The following is a 15,828-nucleotide window of genomic DNA, read 5'->3' as shown; positions in this document are numbered from 1 at the left end:
CGTGCGACACCTTGCCTGACCTGGACTTGTACCACGTTGCGCGATGGCCGAGTTCTTGCCTCGTAAGCACTGTGATCGACCGTCACGTACCGCCGGATCTGGCACTCCTGTGGCACGCTCAAAGGTCGAGGAAGTGCTCCGGCAGAGCTGCGTCGGGCAGCGCTCGACTCAAAACCACATAGGCCGGTCCAAAGGGCGTTTCGCTCTTCCAGGTCTCCCACTGATCAAGCTCGTGGGACAGGTACCGCTTCAGTAGCTGCCGAAGCTGCTCAGCCTCAGCGTCGCTCAACGGCCCGTCCGGCTCCATCCCGCTCATCATGGCTGCACACTACAGATCGGACCTGGCCCAAAGGGGTGTCGCCGTGTATCCGCTGGTTGGCCTGCGGCCACTCCTCGGACTGAGCGGGGTGGTCCCCTCCTCGATCGGGCAGCTTCGCCGCACCCGGGTTCTCCAGGGGCCGCCAAGGCTCACTCCGTGACGCGTGCGCTTGGCCATGGCGGCCCCAGGAGGTTCCGGGTACGCCCTTGGGTGTCCGGTCGAGGAGGGGATCGCCCCGCGCCCCACACCGATCACCACGACGAAGGCGCGCTTTCGCTCCCGCCGGCTTCCCCTCCGAGGAGGGCCGGGGTTTGGGGCAGGGCCCCATAGGCTTCACAGCGTGATCGCTACAGCCGCGCGCCCGGCGGGAGCCGGGCCGGAGCGGGGTGAAGACAGGAGTGGCGGCCCGGCGGTGAGCCGGGGCGCGCGCGGCGAGCGGTAGCGAGCCACCTTGAACCCGTAGAGAAGGTTTTACTCACTCACGCCCGGGCGTCGGCTCGCTCGGCGAGATCACGAAGCTCCGACGTCGCCGACCGGCCTGCGACCAGCAGCAGTTCACGAATCGTGGCCCGTGCGGTCACGTGGGTGTGGATCAGGTCCGGAGACAGTTCCTCTGCCTGGAGCAAGACCCCCAGGGCTTCGCCGAGTTGGCGGCGCTGCGTGGAGGCCCGGCCGAGGTCGGGAAGGAGTGGTGCCTGGCGCTCAGCCGAGAGCCCCGACGCGTCGATCCGGGTGCCCACGTCGAGCGCTTGGCCCGCGTCGGCGGGATCGACGGCGATCGAGACGGTTTGGATCTCGACGTTGGTGGGCCCGAACTCCAAGTTGAAGTCGTTGCGGTCCTCGCCGAGCTTGCGGGCGACCTTCCTCGCACGGTCCAGTTCCTGGCGTGCCCGCGAACGCTCTCCGGAGCGCGCGTTGGTCAGGGCCAGCACCAAGTGCAGTGAGCCGGCGACCGACGGGGCCTCGGGGGTCGGATTGCCCGCCTGGAGATGCTGCTCCAACGCATGGAGAGCGGTCGTGGCCGAGTGGTCCGCCTGGTCGTAGTGCTTAGCCTGCGCGAGCCGGAAAACGCCCGCGAACACCTCCAAGGGCTGACCGGACTCTTCGGCCGCACGGATCGAGCGGTCGGCGGCGATCCACGCGGCGTCTCCCTCGTCCTGTCGCACGAAGGCTGCAGACAACGCCTGATAGGTCCGGCCGAGTCGGCCCCACAGGTGAGGGCGCTGATCGGTGGGTGCCGTCCGGGCAGCACGCTCGATCCTCGGCAGCAGCGAACCGAGAGCCTTGCTCAGTTCGGCGAACTGGTTGCTGTGGATCAGCTCCCACACCCGGTCAACTGCGGCTTGCAACTCTGCGACAGTCACGGGTGCCTCGGTGGGATCAGCAGCGAGCAGCACCTCGGGCACAGGGTGACCCGAGATCAGGAGCCGGGCCTGGTCGAGGTCGTTCGACTCCTCCGTAGGCGGCACGGTCACAGCGGCAACAGGTGCCGACGCGTCCGGGCGGAGGACCTGGAGCGACACGTCCAGGCCGTCGGCGAGCATGCGGAGCACGTCGAGCCGGTTCACCCGGCTGGATGCCGCGCTCGACCTGCGAGAGCCAACCCGCCGTCCTGCCGATCCCGGCAGCGAGCTGCTTCTGCGTCAGTCCGCGCGCCTCGCGCAGTTCGGCCACCCGCGCACCGAAGGCGCGTCGCTCCTCGGAAGTCACGCCGTCACCGGCCCCTTCCCCGCGGTGGCGGACAGGAAGGTCACGTCCACGCCGGACAGGTACTGCTCGTGCCGGTCAAAGACGTCCGGGTCCGCGTACAGCTCGTAGAACACCCGGACGTTCGGCTCGTCCCGGACCGCGTGGACGACGTAGGCGAGCGTCCCGGGCTCCAGGGCCCTGGTGCCGGCGAGCGTCTGCTCGACCAGGTCGTCGAAGGCCGCTGCGGCTTCGTCGTCCCGAAACTCGAAGCTGACCATCGGACCGAATCCGTTGGTCATGTTTCCCAACAGCGACCGCGACCGGGAGATCGCCGACCGCATGGGCGAAGCCGTCCGCCGGGAGCTCGGCGAGCAAGATCCTCCGGACACTTCTGGCACGTCGGTGGCACGGCCGGACCGACCGCCCGCACGCCTCGAACAACGATCAAGGGCCAGGCCCCCGGGACAACCCCGGTGACCTGGCCCTTGTCGTGCGTCTTGCGGCCTTGGCGGCGGAGCCCCCTGTCGGGTTCGAACCGACGACCCCCGCTTTACAAGAGCGGTGCTCTGGCCAGCTGAGCTAAGGAGGCGCGGTGGCCGTTCGCGGGGGTCCGCGGCGGCACCAGTGGGCAGTGTACCGGGCGGGGGCCCGGCGGTGCGGGGGTATTGGGGTGGGGCGGGCGGGGCGGGTGGTGGGGCCGTGATCCGATCGATGCGGAACTCGGGGGCGGCCGAGGGCTGACAAAAGGATGAACTGCCAGGTAGCGTCACGGGGAGTCGCGTCCGGCACCGGTGGTCCAGACCAGTCGGGGCGGCGGCACCACCATCCACCTTTACTCGGATCGTCCGGCACGTTCCTGCCGGTGAAGGAGCGAAGCACCATGGCTTCTGTGACGTACGACAAGGCCACCCGTGTGTACCCGGGTGCGACCAAGCCCTCGGTCGACGCGCTCGACCTGGAGATCGCGGACGGCGAGTTCCTCGTCCTGGTCGGCCCCTCCGGCTGTGGCAAGTCGACCTCGCTGCGCATGCTGGCGGGCCTGGAGGACGTGAACGACGGCGCCATCCGGATCGGCGACCGCGACGTGACCCACCTGCCGCCGAAGGACCGGGACATCGCGATGGTGTTCCAGAACTACGCGCTGTACCCGCACATGACCGTCGCCGAGAACATGGGCTTCGCCCTGAAGATCGCCGGCGTGAACAAGGCGGACATCCGCACCAAGGTCGAGGAGGCCGCCAAGATCCTCGACCTGACCGAGTACCTGGACCGCAAGCCGAAGGCGCTCTCCGGCGGTCAGCGCCAGCGCGTCGCGATGGGCCGCGCGATCGTCCGCCAGCCGCAGGTCTTCCTGATGGACGAGCCGCTGTCGAACCTGGACGCCAAGCTCCGCGTCTCCACCCGCACCCAGATCGCCTCGCTGCAGCGCCGCCTGGGCATCACCACGGTCTACGTCACCCACGACCAGACCGAGGCGATGACCATGGGTGACCGCGTCGCGGTGCTCAAGGACGGCATCCTGCAGCAGGTCGACGCCCCTCGCGCGATGTACGACCGCCCGGCGAACCTGTTCGTGGCCGGCTTCATCGGCTCCCCCGCGATGAACCTGATCGAGGTCCCGCTGGTCGACGGCGGCGTGAAGTTCGGCGGCTCGGTCATCAACATCGCCCGCGAGGACCTGACCAAGGCCGGCGACGCGAAGAACGTCGTGGTGGGCATCCGCCCTGAGCACTTCCAGGTGGTCCCGGCCGGCGGCCTCGAGGGCGTCGCGGTCACCGTGAACGTGGTCGAGGAGCTCGGCGCCGACGGCTTCGTGTACGGCACCACCCAGGTGTCCGGCGAGGACAAGGACATCGTGGTCCGCGTGCACAGCCGGGAGATCCCGCAGCGCGGCGAGACCATCCACGTCGTCCCGGTCGGCAACGAGCCGCACGTGTTCGCCACCTCCGGCGAGCGCCTCAGCCGCTGACGACGACCCCCGCAGGCCGGCGCCGTCCCTGACGGCACCGCCGCCCACGGTCTTCCGGAACCCCCTGCCCACGGCGGTCGGCAGGGGGTTCCGCCGTTCCCGCGCCCGGGCGCACCCGGGCGTACCGACCCACCCCCGATCCCGTCGCACACCCGCCCACTGCGTCAACCCGTTGGCGGAACAAAACGGGACACTCGTCACTCGTTGGTGTAACGCAGCGCTCACGGCACGGTACGCAGCGCTACGCTCTGGGGCGTGAAACAGCTCGTTCGCCGCATCGGCCAGACCGTTGCCCTCACCCTGCCGGTGATCCTGGTGACCACCGGCACGCTCGCCGTCACCCGCGTCCCGTGGGCCCCGCCGACCGGGCTGGACCAGCAGGTGGTCGCGGCCTCCAGCAACGGCGGCACCATCGGTCGCACCTCCACGACGCCCAACACCGAGGGCCTCGCCCCGCAGGACGCCCTCCGGGTGGACCTGCTGGAGGAGCTGAAGAACCACACCCCGGGCACGGCGCTCGACCTGCTGGAGCGCACCATGCGGGAGAACCCGAAGCTGACGCCGTACTGCACCTCGCTGGCCGGCGACCTCGGCCGCGCCGCGGTGAAGAAGTACCAAGGCGACGTGCAGCGCGCCCGCTCCTTCGCCCGCCCGGTCTGCGACGGCGCGTTCGCCGCCGGCGTGGTCGGCTGAGGCCGAGAGCAGAGAGCAGAGAGCCGGAAGCAGGAAGCCGGAAGCAGTTCCAACGCAGGCAAGTTGACGCTACGTCGACCGCGGCACGCGTCAGGGCCCGTCCCCGGGTGGGGCGGGCCCTATCGTGGCGTCATGACTGCCGACATTCCCGTCCCGCCCGGTCCCGTCGCCCCCGGTTCCGTCCCGCCCGGTCCCACCGCTCCCGGTCCCACCGCTCCCGGTCCCACCGTCCCCGGTCCCACCGTCCCCGGGGCGGTCGCCCCCGCCGTCACCCAGGCGGTGATCCTGGCGGGCGGCCAGGGTTCCCGGCTGCGGCCCTACACCGACGACCGGCCGAAGCCGCTGGTGGAGATCCCCGGCACCGGGACGCCGATCATCGGGCACCAGCTGGAGTGGCTGGCCGCCGAGGGCGTCACCGACGCGGTGATCTCCTGCGGACACCTGGCCGAGGTGCTGCGCGACTGGCTGGAGAAGGCCGAACTCCCGCTCCGGGTGCGGACGGTGGTGGAGGGCGAGCCGCTCGGCCGGGGCGGCGGGCTGAAGTACGCGGCGGCCGCGCTGCCCCGTCCCGAGGAGCCCTGGTACGCCACCAACGGCGACATCTGGACCAGGTTCAGCCTGCGCGAGATGGCCGCCTTCCACCACGAGCGGGCCGCCGTCGCCACCCTGGCGCTGGCCCGGCCGCGCATCCCGTGGGGCGCCGTGGAGACCGACCGGTTCGGCAACGTGCTGGACTTCATCGAGTCCCCGCCGTCCCCGTTCCTGATCAACGCGGGCCTGTACGTCTTCGCGCCGGGCTTCCGCGAGCTGCTGCCCGAGGTCGGCGACCACGAGCGCACCACCTTCCCGCAGCTCGCCCGGGACCGCCGACTGGCCGGCTACCAGCTGCCGCAGGGCTGCTACTGGCGGGCCATCGACACCGCCAAGGACCTCACCGAGGCCGCCAAGGAGCTCGCCGCCGCCCGCGCGGCCGCCCAGTAGGTCCCGGCGCCAACAAAGGGCGAGGGCCCCTCCCGAAGAAGCTCCGGAAGGGGCCCTGCCGCCGTTCTGAGGGCCCGTCAGGCGCCGCCCGCACCGCCCCCGGGCCGCATGCCCAGCTCCAGCAGCGGCGGGCCGCTGCCGAGCAGGCCGCCGATGACGCCGTGCGTGGGCTGCGGCGAGCGCGGGGTGCTGGGCGCCGTCCCGCCGGTGCCGGTGCCGCCCGCGGAACCGCCGCCCGTCCCACCGCCGGTGCCCGCACCGCCGCCGCCGTGCTGCTGCGTCGGGCTGGACCCCCCGGACGGGGTGGCACCCGCCTTGGGCGCCTTCCCGCTGCGGCTGGGCGACGGGGAGGGCGAGGCCGTCGGCGAGGACGGGGCCCGGCTCGGGGCCGGCGTGGCGCCGGAGCCGGAGCCGGCCGGCGCGGACGGCGCCGGGGAGGGGCTGCCGCTGGGCCACACCGGGGTGCCGTACTCCGCCGGGGGCTTCTGCGGCGCCCGGGTGTCGCCGGTGCGGACCGCCGCGCCGAGCAGCGAGCCGGACAGCATGGTCAGGCCGACCACCACCGCGGTGACCACGGCGCGGCGGCGCAGCATCCGCCGCCGGACGGCGCCGGGCTCGGACGGCCCGTGCCGGCGGAACGCCTCCAGGGCGATCCGGCCGTCCAGCGAGGCGAACGGGGCGCCGGCCATCAGCAGCGGGCTCCAGGCCGCCAGGAAGATCAGGTCGGGGGTGTCGTAGACCGGCACCGCCTTCCAGCTCACGGTGAACAGCAGCGCCGCGGAGAGCAGCATCGCCGCCCCGGCCGCGAGCCGCTGCCACAGGCCCAGTACGGAGAGCACGCCGATGACGATCTCCGCGAAGGAGACCGCGAGCCCGGCGCCCACCGGGTGCGCCATGGCGAAGTCCAGCAGCGGCTGGGCGACCTTCCACGGGTGCAGCGAGGACAGCCAGCGCATCATCGAGCCGCGCTCGCCGCCGTCGAAGTACACCGGGTCGCACAGCTTGCTGAAGCCCGCGTACACCGACAGCGAGCCGAGCAGCAGCCGCAGCGGCAGCAGCACCAGGCCGAGGTCGACCCGGCGGCCGGGGTACCAGGCGTGCTTGGAGCCCTCGCTGAGCGACGGCACCTCCGGCAGCTCGCCCTCGGGCTGCCAGCGGCGCCCGGCGCCGAGCCGCACCGACTCGTCCAGCAGCTCGGGGACGCCCGCGTGCGGGGTCTCCGCCGGGTCGCCGCCGGTGCCGGGGCCGTGCTGCCGCGGGACGGCCTGCAGTTGCTGGGTCTCCTCGCCCGGGAACGCCTTCGCCGGGGCGGGCACGGTGCTCAGCCGGACGGCCTCCAGCAGTTGGGTCGCGGCGGTGTCGCCGGGCCCGGCCTGGCCGCTCCAGGCGGTGACCACCCGCGCCTTGCGGCGGGGCGCGGCACCGGTGACCGAGGCGGCGGTGATGCCCGCCAGCGCGGAGACCGAGGCCGCGGGCACCACGACCTGCGGGGTGACCAGCGGCCGGACGCCGTCGTGCAGGCCGTACGGATCGCCGAAGGCGGCACCGGCCGGGGCGTCGATCAGCGGGGCCACCGGGGCGGAGAGCCTGACCCGGAAGCTGGCCTGGGTGCTGCTGAGCTTCGACGGGTCGGACGGCACCCGGACCGTGTTGAGGCCCGGCCCGTCGTCTATCCCCGCGGGGCGCTGCCCGAGGCGCCGAGGAGTTCTGGTGTCCACACCCCTCTAACCGGGTGACGGGCCAGGAGGACACTCTCCCGGGTGCATTCCGGGCGAGGATTTGAAGTGATCATGAGAGAACCGACCGGGCCCGACCGGACCCGACCGGTTCACTCACGAAAACGACGGCACCGCTCCCCGGCGGTGACGGAGCGTCAGCGCTTGGCGCGCAGCCGGGCGGCCTCGTACAGCACGATGCCCGCGGCCACGCCGGCGTTCAGCGACTCGGTCTGCCCCGGCATCGGGATCCGCACCAGCAGGTCGCAGGTCTCCGCGACCAGGCGGGACAGGCCCTTGCCCTCGGAGCCGGCCACGATCACCACGGGGCCGGTCAGCGCGTCCAGGTCGCCGATCTCGGCCTCGCCGTCGGCGGCCAGGCCGACCACCATCAGGCCGGCCTTCTGGTACGCCTCCAGCGCCCGGGTCAGGTTGGTGGCGCGGGCCACGGGCAGCCGGGCCGCCGCACCGGAGGAGGTCTTCCAGGCACCGGCGGTCATGCCGGCCGCCCGGCGCTCCGGGATCACCACGCCGTGCGCGCCGAACGCGGCGGCGGAGCGGACCACGGCGCCCAGGTTGCGCGAGTCGGTGACGCCGTCCAGCGCCATGATCAGCGCGTCCTGGCCGGCGTCGGCGGCCTCGGCCAGCAGGTCGTCGGGGTGCGCGTACTCGTACGGCGGGACCTGCAGCACCAGGCCCTGGTGGTTCAGGCCGCCGGTCATCTGGTCGAGCTGCGGGCGCGGAGCCTCCATCAGCGGGATGCCGCGCTCGTTGGCGGCCTGGAAGGCCTCCCGGACCCGGTCGTCGGTGTCGATGAACTGCTGCACGTACAGCGCCGTCGCGGGCACGCCGCCCTGCAGCGCCTCGACCACCGAGTTGCGGCCCACCACCAGCTCGGCCGCGCCCGCGCCGCCGCGCCCGCTGCGCGGGCCGCCGCCCCGGCGCATGCCCGCGCGGGACTTGGCGTCCCGCTCGCGCTTGAGCGCCGCGTTGGCGGCGCGCTGCTTGGGGTGCCCCTTGCGCTCCTCGCCGCGCGGGGTCGGGCCCTTGCCCTGGAGCGCCTTCCGGCTGTGGCCGCCGGTACCGACACTCGCGCCCTTCTTCGATCCGGGGTTGCGTCGGTTCCTGCGCTGGCTGTTGCCGGCCATGACTGTACTTCCTGTCTCTGCGTCTGCATTCGTGCGCGGGGGCCGCACCCCTACAAAGGTACGGCCCCGGCGCGCCCCGGGGGGCTACTGGGTGTTACGGGTTGATCGTCCAGCGCGGGCCGGACGGGGTGTCCTCGATCGCCAGCCCGGCCTCGCCGAGCCGGTCGCGGATGGCGTCCGCGGTGGCGAAGTCCTTGCGGCCGCGGGCCGCCTCGCGCTGGTCCAGGACCAGGCGGACCAGCGAGTCGACCACGCCGGTCAGCTCCTCGCCCTGCGCGTCCGCACCGGCCCACTGCGGGTCCAGCGGGTCCAGGCCGAGCACGCCGAGCATCGCCCGGACCTCGGCCAGCCGGGCCGCCGTCGACTCCTTGTCGTCCGCGCCGAGCGCGCTGTTGCCCTGCCGGACGGCGGTGTGCACCACCGCCAGCGCTTGCGGCACGCCCAGGTCGTCGTCCATCGCCTCGGCGAAGGCGAGCGGCACCTCGGGCGCGGCGTCGACGAGGCCGCAGCGCTCCACGGCCCGCTCGATGAAGCCCTCGATCCGGGCGAACCCGGTCTCGGCCTCGCGCAGCGACTCCTCGCTGTACTCGATCATCGAGCGGTAGTGCGGCCCCGCCAGGTAGTAGCGCAGCACGATCGGGCGCCAGCGCTGCACCATCTCGGAGACCAGCACCGAGTTGCCCAGCGACTTCGACATCTTCTCGCCGGCCAGCGTCACCCAGGCGTTGTGCACCCAGAAGTTGGCGAACGCGTCGCCGTACGCCCGGGACTGGGCGATCTCGTTCTCGTGGTGCGGGAAGATCAGGTCCAGCCCGCCGCCGTGGATGTCGAAGGAGCTGCCGAGGTACTTGTGCACCATCGCCGAGCACTCCAGGTGCCAGCCCGGCCGGCCCCGGCCCCACGGCGTCTCCCAGCTCGGCTCGCCGGGCTTGGCGGCCTTCCACATGGCGAAGTCGCGCGGGTCCCGCTTGCCGGTCTCGCCCTCGGCCGAGGGCTGCCGCAGGTTCTCCAACTCCTGGTTGGAGAGCGCCAGGTAGTCCGGGTAGGTGGTGACCGCGAAGTAGACGTTGCCCTCGGACTCGTACGCGTGGCCGCGCTCGATCAGTCCGCGCATCATCTCGATCATCTCCGGCACGTGGCCGGTGGCGCGCGGCTCGGCGCTCGGCGGCAGGCAGCCGAGCGCGTCGTAACCCTCGTTGAAGGCGCGCTCGTTGGCGTGCGCGATCTTCCACCACTCGGTGGACTGCTCGCGCCCCTTGGCGATCACCTTGTCGTCGATGTCGGTGACGTTGCGGACGAAGGTGACGTCGTAGCCGCGGTAGCGGAACCACCGCTGCATCACGTCGAAGTTGAGGCCGGACCGGATGTGCCCGATGTGCGGCGGTGCCTGGACCGTGGCACCGCACAGGTAGATCGAGACACAGCCCGGCACCAGCGGGACGAAGTCGCGTACCTGGCGGGTCATGGTGTCGTACAGGCGAAGGCTCACAGCGACCAGGGTAGTGGGCGGCGGGGGGTGCCCCGCCACCTTCCGCCGCATTGGCGTGCCCTCGTTCAGAGGTTGTTGCCGACCACCTTGCGCGGGGCGAGCCGCACCACCACTCGGACGTCGTCCGGCCCGTCGAAGCCGTAGTCCTCGCCCCGGTACTTGCGCGACAGCTCGTCGATCAGCTCGCGGCCGCCCTCGGTGGTCATGGTGACCTCGCCGCGCGCCTCGAAGTAGGTGTACGGGTTGTCGGCCGGGTTGACCAGCAGGCTGATCCGCGGGTCGCGCTCCAGGTTGAGGTGCTTGCGGCGGCCCTGGACGGTGGAGAACAGGATGTCGTCCCCGTCCCGCTTCACCCAGACCACCGACGACTGCGGGCTGCCGTCGGGCTGGAGCGTCGACACCACCGCGTAGCTCTGCGCGTCCAGCAGTTCCTTGACCTTGTCGGCGAGTTCGACGCCCATCTGTCCTCCTGTGCCCGGTTTCTGACGGTCGGTCAGGAACAGGCTAGGTGGCGGGTCGTTCGTAGACCAGCGCCGTGGCGATCGCGGCGAGTCCCTCGGCCCGGCCGGTCAGGCCGAGGCCGTCGGTGGTGGTGCCGGAGACCGAGACCGGGGCGCCGACCGCGGCGGAGAGCGCGGCCTGCGCCTCGGCCCGCCGCTTGCCGACCTTCGGGCGGACGCCGATCACCTGGACGGCGACGTTGCCGATCTCGAAACCGGCCGCCCGGACCAGCCGGGCCGCCTCGGCGAGCAGCGCCACCCCGGCCGCGCCCGCCCACTCGGGGCGGGAGGTGCCGAAGTGCGCGCCCAGGTCGCCGATCCCGGCCGCGGAGAACAGCGCGTCGCAGGCGGCGTGCGCGGCCACGTCGGCGTCCGAGTGCCCGGCCAGGCCGGTCTCGCCGGGCCAGTCCAGGCCGGCCACCCGCAGCGGGCGGCCCTCCTCGAAGGCGTGCACGTCGGTGCCGATGCCGGTGCGCGGAATGATCGGATCAGTAGCCATCGGTGGCCCTCCTGCGGGCGAGTACGGCCTCGGCGAGCACGAGGTCCAGCGGACGGGTGACCTTGAACGCCTCCTCGTGGCCGGGCACCACGACCACCCGGCCGCCGAAGCGCTCGATCAGCCCGGCGTCGTCCGTCACCTCGGCGCCCTCGGCCAGCGCCCGCTCGTGCGCGGCGACCAGCCCGGGCAGGTCGAAGCCCTGCGGGGTCTGCACGGCGCGCAGCCCGGCGCGGTCCGGGGTGTCCAGCACCGGCTCCGGCCCGGACGGCTGCGGCTCGACCCGCTTGACGGTGTCGGCCAGCGGCACCGCGGGCACCACGGCCTCGGCGCCGGCCCGGACGGCGGCGGCCACCGCGTCCACCACCTCGACCGGCACCAGCGGGCGGGCCGCGTCGTGCACCAGCACCACCCGGGTGCCGGCGGGGACGGCGGCCAGGCCGAGCCGGACCGACTCCTGCCGGCTGGCGCCGCCGGGGACCACCCGGACGTCCTCGCCGTCCAGGCCGTGGCCGCCCAGCAGCTGGACCACCTCGGCCACGCCGCCCGGCGGGGCGCACACCACCACCGGGCCGACCGCCCGGCTGCGGACCAGCGCCCGGACCGCGTGCACCAGCAGCGGCACGCCGCCGAGTTCGCGCAGCGCCTTCGGGGCGCCGGGGCCGAGTCGCTCACCGCGGCCGGCGGCCGGGACGACCGCCGCCGCGAGCTGTGCTGAGGCGTTCAGGTTTGGCTCCTTGGTCGAGGTGGGTATGGCCCGTGCCGAACGCGGATTCGCGGGCGGGCAGGCCCCCTTCCTGACTGCACGTTAGTGGAACCGCGGGCCCCACCGCGCAGCGCCCACGCCCCCTTCCGGGCACGGCGAAGCGCCCGAGGTGCCGTTCGGGCACCACCGGGCGCTGCGTCAGGACAGCAGAACGACCGACAACCGAAGACGTCACCAACGGCCGGGCGGTTCGGACTCGTTCGGGCTCAGAGGCTCAGGAGGCGAGAACCTCGTCGAGCAGTGTCTCCGCCTTGTCCTCGTTGGTGTTCTCGGCGAGGGCGAGCTCGCTGACCAGGATCTGCCGGGCCTTGGCGAGCATCCGCTTCTCGCCGGCCGACAGGCCGCGCTCGCGCTCGCGGCGCCACAGGTCGCGGACGACCTCGGCGACCTTGATCACGTCGCCCGACGCGAGCTTCTCCAGGTTCGCCTTGTAGCGGCGCGACCAGTTGGTGGGCTCTTCGGTGTACGGTGCCCGGAGCACCTCGAAGACGCGGTCCAGACCCTCTTGGCCCACCACGTCGCGGACACCGACGAACTCGGCGTTCTCCGCCGGAACGCGGAGGGTCAGATCTCCCTGCTGCACCTTCAGCACCAGGTAGGTCTTGTCCACACCTTTGATCTGGCGAGTTTCGATGGCCTCGATCAACGCAGCCCCGTGATGGGGGTAGACCACCGTGTCGCCAACCTTGAACGTCATGTGACAGGACCCCTTCCGTGGCTTACCAGAATAACACGCTTTTCGGCTGACCCGAAGGGCGTTTTCGCAGGTCAGGGCGGGTTCCAGGGCTTGACAAGCACCCCCGTCGCATGCTTCGACCGATGTTCGAGGAGGGCTTCCCGCAGGTCGGAGGCGGTCTGGCCGCGGGACGAAACCTCTGGTCACACTCCCGAAACCATGGTTGGATCTTGAGTTTTTGCCCCCGACGCGCCGGACACCCCCGATCGTGATCGAAACGCGACACGGGGCCACCCCGTGAGAGCCGGATATGTGCGGTCGGTAGTGTGGCCCTCGACCACCGACCGTGATCCGTTCCGTACGGGTCATCCCCACCAAGGAGAAGTCGCCGCCGTGAGCCGGAGCCTTCGACGCGGCGCTGCCGCCGCCCTCGTCCTCGCCGCGATCGTCCCGCTGTCCGCCTGCGGCGCGGGCAACGAGCCGGCGACGCTGCAGATCAAGCCGGACAACGCGGCGACCTCGGTGGGCAACGCCAAGCTCAACAACATCGTCGTGGTCGCCCCCGCGGGCAGCGCCGGCGACTACTCGGGCCCGGCCACCGTCACGGTCAACGTCGCCAACACCGGCACCGTCGAGGACGTGCTGACCGGCGTCACCATCGCGGGCTCCCCCGCCAAGCTGACCGACGCCGACGGTGCCGCGCTCTCCGGCATCACCCTCAAGCCCGGCCAGTCGGTGCTGCTCGGCGCCGCGGGCGCCCCGACCGCGCAGGCCGCGGGCGTGAAGCTGTCGGTCGGCGGCTACGCGCCGACCGCCTTCACCTTCAAGACGGCCGGCCAGGTCTCCGCCAACGCGGTCGTCCACCCGGCCTCCGACCTGTACAAGGGCTTCGGCCCGAAGGAGGCGGCGAAGCCCTCCGCCGCGCCGTCCGCCGCCGCGAGCGCCTCGGCCGGTGCCACGGCGGGCGCCAGCGCCGGTGCTTCCGCCGGTGCCACGGCGGGCGCTTCGGCGGGCGCGAGCGCCCCGGCCACCGCCGGCACCAACCCGGCGCCCTCCGCCTCCGCGCACTGACGCCGCCGCGCACCGTCCGGTGCGCGCACGCGAAGGGGCCCCGCCGGTCGGCGGGGCCCCTTCGCGGTGTCCGTCCGCGGTGCGGTCGGCGGGCCTACGGCTCGAACTTGTAGCCCAGGCCGCGGACCGTGACCAGGTAGCGCGGCGCGCCCGGGTCCGGCTCGATCTTCGCCCGCAGGCGCTTGACGTGGACGTCCAGGGTCTTGGTGTCGCCGACGTAGTCCGCGCCCCAGACCCGGTCGATCAGCTGCATCCGGGTGAGCACCCGGCCCGCGTTGCGCAGCAGCATCTCCAGCAGGTCGAACTCCTTGAGTGGCAGGTCGACCTTGGCGCCGTCCACCGTCACCACGTGCCGGTCGACGTCCATCCGGACCGGTCCGGCCTCCAGCGCGCCGGGGGCGGCGGCGCCGTCGGCGCCGCCGTCCTCGCCGCGGCGGCGGAGCACCGCGCGGATCCGCGCCACCAGCTCGCGGGTGGAGTACGGCTTGGTCACGTAGTCGTCGGCTCCTATCTCCAGGCCGACCACCTTGTCGATCTCGCTGTCCTTGGCGGTGACCATGATCACCGGGACGTTGGAGCGGACCCGCAGCTGGCGGCAGACCTCGGTGCCGGGCAGGCCCGGCAGCATCAGGTCGAGCAGGACGAGGTCGGCTCCGTTGCGCTCGAACTGCTCCAGCGCGTCGGGCCCGGTGGCGGCGACCGCCACCTCGAAGCCCTCCTTGCGCAGCATGTACGACAGGGCGTCGCTGAACGACTCCTCGTCCTCGACCACCAGTACTCGGGTCACGATCGGGCCTCCGGGGCAGGAATTGTGGTTGCTGCTTGGGTTTCGGGGTCCTCGACCGGGGCCTGCCCGGCGGGGAGCCGCAGAGTGAAGGTGGAGCCCTGTCCCTCGACGCTCCACACCGACACGGTGCCGCGGTGCGAGGCGGCGACGTGCTTGACGATGGACAGGCCGAGGCCGGTGCCACCGGTGAGGCGGGAGCGGGCGGGGTCCACCCGGTAGAAGCGTTCGAAGATCCGCTCGCGGTCCTTCTCCGAGATCCCGATGCCCTGGTCGGTCACCGAGATCTCGATCAGCTCGCCGTCCGCCTCGCCCAGCGCCGCGGCGCTGGAGATCCGGCGGGTGGCGATGGCGACCCTGGTGCGCGGCGGGCTGTAGTTGACCGCGTTCTCCACCAGGTTGCCGAGGGCGGCGGCCAGCTGGCCGCGGCTGCCGACCAGGTAGAGGCCGGTGGTGCCGCCCGTGGCGATGACGATCTGCTTGGCCGCGGCCGGCTGTCGGCAGCGGTCGATCGCCTCGGCGATCAGCTCGTCCACCGACACCGGTTCGGGGTCGGTCTTGAGCTGGTCGTCCTGCACCCGGGACAGGTCGATGATCTCCTGCACCAGGCTGGCCAGCCGGGTCGCCTCGATCTGCATCCGGCCGGCGAAGCGCTGCACCGCCTCCGGGTCGTCGGCGGCGTCCGCGACGGCCTCCGACAGCAGGGACAGCGCGCCGACCGGGGTCTTCAGCTCGTGCGAGACGTTGGCCACGAAGTCGCGCCGGATCGCCTCGATCCGGCGGCGCTCGGTGCGGTCCTCGACCAGCACCAGGACCAGCCGGGAGCCGAGCGGGGCGACCCGGACCGAGACCGCCAGCGGCTCGGCGGTGCGGGCGGCGGCGCCGGGGCGGGTCAGCTCCAGCTCCGCCTGGCGGATCTCGCCGTCCCGGCGGGTGGAGCGGGCCAGCGACAGCATCTTCTCCACCGCGACCCGGCCGCCCCGGACCAGGCCCATCGAGTAGGCGGCCGAGGAGGCCTTGACCACCTCGTCGCCCTCGCCGAGCACGATCGCGCAGGAGCGCAGCACCGAGAGCACGGTGTCCACGCCGGGGGGCAGGGCCGGCTCCTGCTCCAGCTCCTGCGCGGGGGTCCTGCTGTTGCGCCCCCTCGCCTGTTCGCGCTCGCTCCAGCGGAAGGCGACGGAGGCGGTGAGGCCGACACCGAGCCCGGCCACGGCGCAGGCGGCAGCGGCGGCCACGTTCACGTCCATGCCAGTCAGCGTAAATGGTGCTCGGGCGGGCTCCGTAAGGGTGCGATCAAGGCATCGGCCTGACGTTGCCGAGAATTCACCTTCAGGCTGCTGCCGGTTCACCGCTCCGGCCGTGGGAGGTCGCCCGAACGGATCAGTCTGGGCCGAGCAAGCCCGTGTGGGCGGTGGCGCGGCTACCATTCGCGCCACCAGCAGTGGCCGCCCGCACGGCCCGCCGTCCGGCGGGACGGTCCCGGGCGTCCGGTCGGCACCGCCACCGACACCGGTACTGGAGGAGACAAG

16 protein-coding genes, 1 tRNA gene and 1 pseudogene are annotated in these 15,828 nt (G+C 72.6%); 4 read left to right on the top strand and 14 right to left on the bottom strand.

Annotated elements, in window-relative coordinates; genetic code table 11:
* Nucleotides 1–118: 118 nt before the first annotated feature.
* From ACIOHG_RS08530 to ACIOHG_RS08510, 5 genes and pseudogenes are all read right to left on the bottom strand, one after another.
* Nucleotides 119–319: a hypothetical protein gene (locus ACIOHG_RS08530; RefSeq protein WP_400947058.1), complete on the bottom strand. Its 201-nt coding sequence runs from the start codon at nucleotides 317–319 to the stop codon at nucleotides 119–121.
* Nucleotides 320–798: 479 nt separating this feature from the next.
* Nucleotides 799–1,887, bottom strand: coding sequence for a transcriptional regulator (locus ACIOHG_RS08525; RefSeq protein ID WP_400947671.1), 1,089 nt, complete (start codon nucleotides 1,885–1,887; stop codon nucleotides 799–801).
* Nucleotides 1,888–1,936: 49 nt separating this feature from the next.
* A pseudogene (locus ACIOHG_RS08520) lies at nucleotides 1,937–1,993 on the bottom strand (hypothetical protein); the annotation flags it as partial.
* 32 nt (nucleotides 1,994–2,025) lie between these two features.
* A complete protein-coding gene (locus tag ACIOHG_RS08515) occupies nucleotides 2,026–2,307 on the bottom strand; it encodes a putative quinol monooxygenase (protein WP_400947055.1) in 282 nt (93 codons plus the stop codon).
* Nucleotides 2,308–2,523: 216 nt separating this feature from the next.
* A tRNA-Thr gene (locus tag ACIOHG_RS08510) sits at nucleotides 2,524–2,597 on the bottom strand.
* 291 nt (nucleotides 2,598–2,888) lie between these two features.
* On the opposite strand from ACIOHG_RS08510, the gene ACIOHG_RS08505 reads away from it, so the two are divergent.
* From ACIOHG_RS08505 to ACIOHG_RS08495, 3 genes are all read left to right on the top strand, one after another.
* The gene (locus ACIOHG_RS08505; RefSeq protein ID WP_400947052.1) at nucleotides 2,889–3,977 is read left to right on the top strand and encodes an ABC transporter ATP-binding protein; all 1,089 of its coding nucleotides are present in this window, start codon (nucleotides 2,889–2,891) and stop codon (nucleotides 3,975–3,977) included.
* A 255-nt stretch (nucleotides 3,978–4,232) separates the two neighbouring features.
* Entirely contained in the window at nucleotides 4,233–4,670 is a 438-nt protein-coding gene (locus ACIOHG_RS08500) for a hypothetical protein (protein ID WP_400947049.1), read from the top strand.
* Between the two features lie 132 nt (nucleotides 4,671–4,802).
* Nucleotides 4,803–5,651, top strand: a complete 849-nt coding sequence (locus tag ACIOHG_RS08495) for an NDP-sugar synthase (protein ID WP_400947046.1) — start codon at nucleotides 4,803–4,805, stop codon at nucleotides 5,649–5,651.
* 77 nt (nucleotides 5,652–5,728) lie between these two features.
* Here ACIOHG_RS08495 and ACIOHG_RS08490 read toward each other — a convergent pair whose 3' ends face one another.
* From ACIOHG_RS08490 to ACIOHG_RS08460, 7 genes are all read right to left on the bottom strand, one after another.
* Nucleotides 5,729–7,291 (bottom strand): DoxX family membrane protein, encoded by a 1,563-nt coding sequence (locus ACIOHG_RS08490; protein ID WP_400947043.1) that lies wholly within the window; start codon nucleotides 7,289–7,291, stop codon nucleotides 5,729–5,731.
* Nucleotides 7,292–7,524: 233 nt separating this feature from the next.
* Nucleotides 7,525–8,514 carry a 23S rRNA (guanosine(2251)-2'-O)-methyltransferase RlmB gene (rlmB, locus tag ACIOHG_RS08485; RefSeq protein WP_400947040.1) on the bottom strand — a complete coding sequence of 330 codons (990 nt, stop codon included), beginning with the start codon at nucleotides 8,512–8,514 and terminating at the stop codon, nucleotides 7,525–7,527.
* Between the two features lie 94 nt (nucleotides 8,515–8,608).
* On the bottom strand, nucleotides 8,609–10,003 hold the full coding sequence (gene cysS, locus ACIOHG_RS08480; RefSeq protein ID WP_400947037.1) for a cysteine--tRNA ligase: 1,395 nt from the start codon (nucleotides 10,001–10,003) through the stop codon (nucleotides 8,609–8,611).
* 65 nt (nucleotides 10,004–10,068) lie between these two features.
* On the bottom strand, nucleotides 10,069–10,464 hold the full coding sequence (locus tag ACIOHG_RS08475; RefSeq protein WP_400947034.1) for a PPOX class F420-dependent oxidoreductase: 396 nt from the start codon (nucleotides 10,462–10,464) through the stop codon (nucleotides 10,069–10,071).
* 43 nt (nucleotides 10,465–10,507) lie between these two features.
* Nucleotides 10,508–11,002, bottom strand: coding sequence for a 2-C-methyl-D-erythritol 2,4-cyclodiphosphate synthase (ispF, locus tag ACIOHG_RS08470; protein ID WP_400947031.1), 495 nt, complete (start codon nucleotides 11,000–11,002; stop codon nucleotides 10,508–10,510).
* Complete coding sequence (ispD, locus tag ACIOHG_RS08465) at nucleotides 10,992–11,753, bottom strand: 2-C-methyl-D-erythritol 4-phosphate cytidylyltransferase (protein ID WP_400947643.1); 762 nt, start codon at nucleotides 11,751–11,753, stop codon at nucleotides 10,992–10,994. The genes ispF and ispD overlap by 11 nt, the downstream gene beginning before the upstream one ends.
* A gap of 226 nt (nucleotides 11,754–11,979) precedes the next feature.
* Nucleotides 11,980–12,462, bottom strand: a complete 483-nt coding sequence (locus tag ACIOHG_RS08460; protein ID WP_014136563.1) for a CarD family transcriptional regulator — start codon at nucleotides 12,460–12,462, stop codon at nucleotides 11,980–11,982.
* Nucleotides 12,463–12,834: 372 nt separating this feature from the next.
* Here ACIOHG_RS08460 and ACIOHG_RS08455 point away from each other — a divergent pair, with 372 nt between their 5' ends.
* Nucleotides 12,835–13,512 (top strand): DUF461 domain-containing protein, encoded by a 678-nt coding sequence (locus tag ACIOHG_RS08455; RefSeq protein ID WP_400947028.1) that lies wholly within the window; start codon nucleotides 12,835–12,837, stop codon nucleotides 13,510–13,512.
* Between the two features lie 94 nt (nucleotides 13,513–13,606).
* On the opposite strand, the gene ACIOHG_RS08450 is transcribed toward ACIOHG_RS08455, so the two are convergent.
* Entirely contained in the window at nucleotides 13,607–14,299 is a 693-nt protein-coding gene (locus ACIOHG_RS08450) for a response regulator transcription factor (RefSeq protein ID WP_014136565.1), read from the bottom strand.
* Nucleotides 14,296–15,546, bottom strand: a complete 1,251-nt coding sequence (locus tag ACIOHG_RS08445) for a sensor histidine kinase (RefSeq protein ID WP_400947024.1) — start codon at nucleotides 15,544–15,546, stop codon at nucleotides 14,296–14,298. Before ACIOHG_RS08445 ends, ACIOHG_RS08450 begins: the two co-directional genes overlap by 4 nt.
* Nucleotides 15,547–15,828: the final 282 nt, after the last annotated feature.

Origin of the sequence: Kitasatospora sp. NPDC088134, from assembly GCF_044741705.1 — a bacterium.
In the GTDB taxonomy this organism is placed as follows: Bacteria; Actinomycetota; Actinomycetes; order Streptomycetales; family Streptomycetaceae; genus Kitasatospora.
The sequence above is the reverse complement of the archived record's forward strand: the minus strand, read 5'-3'. Positions and strand labels throughout refer to the sequence as shown.

Coding starts and splice junctions, on each gene's coding strand:
- ACIOHG_RS08530 (WP_400947058.1), bottom strand. CDS start 319: ATGATGAGCGGGATGGAGCCGGACGGGCCGTTGAGCGACGCTGAGGCT.
- ACIOHG_RS08460 (WP_014136563.1), bottom strand. CDS start 12,462: ATGACGTTCAAGGTTGGCGACACGGTGGTCTACCCCCATCACGGGGCT.
- ACIOHG_RS08445 (WP_400947024.1), bottom strand. CDS start 15,546: ATGGACGTGAACGTGGCCGCCGCTGCCGCCTGCGCCGTGGCCGGGCTC.
- rlmB (WP_400947040.1), bottom strand. CDS start 8,514: ATGGCCGGCAACAGCCAGCGCAGGAACCGACGCAACCCCGGATCGAAG.
- ACIOHG_RS08475 (WP_400947034.1), bottom strand. CDS start 10,464: ATGGGCGTCGAACTCGCCGACAAGGTCAAGGAACTGCTGGACGCGCAG.
- ACIOHG_RS08515 (WP_400947055.1), bottom strand. CDS start 2,307: ATGACCAACGGATTCGGTCCGATGGTCAGCTTCGAGTTTCGGGACGAC.
- ACIOHG_RS08505 (WP_400947052.1), top strand. CDS start 2,889: ATGGCTTCTGTGACGTACGACAAGGCCACCCGTGTGTACCCGGGTGCG.
- ACIOHG_RS08495 (WP_400947046.1), top strand. CDS start 4,803: ATGACTGCCGACATTCCCGTCCCGCCCGGTCCCGTCGCCCCCGGTTCC.
- ispF (WP_400947031.1), bottom strand. CDS start 11,002: ATGGCTACTGATCCGATCATTCCGCGCACCGGCATCGGCACCGACGTG.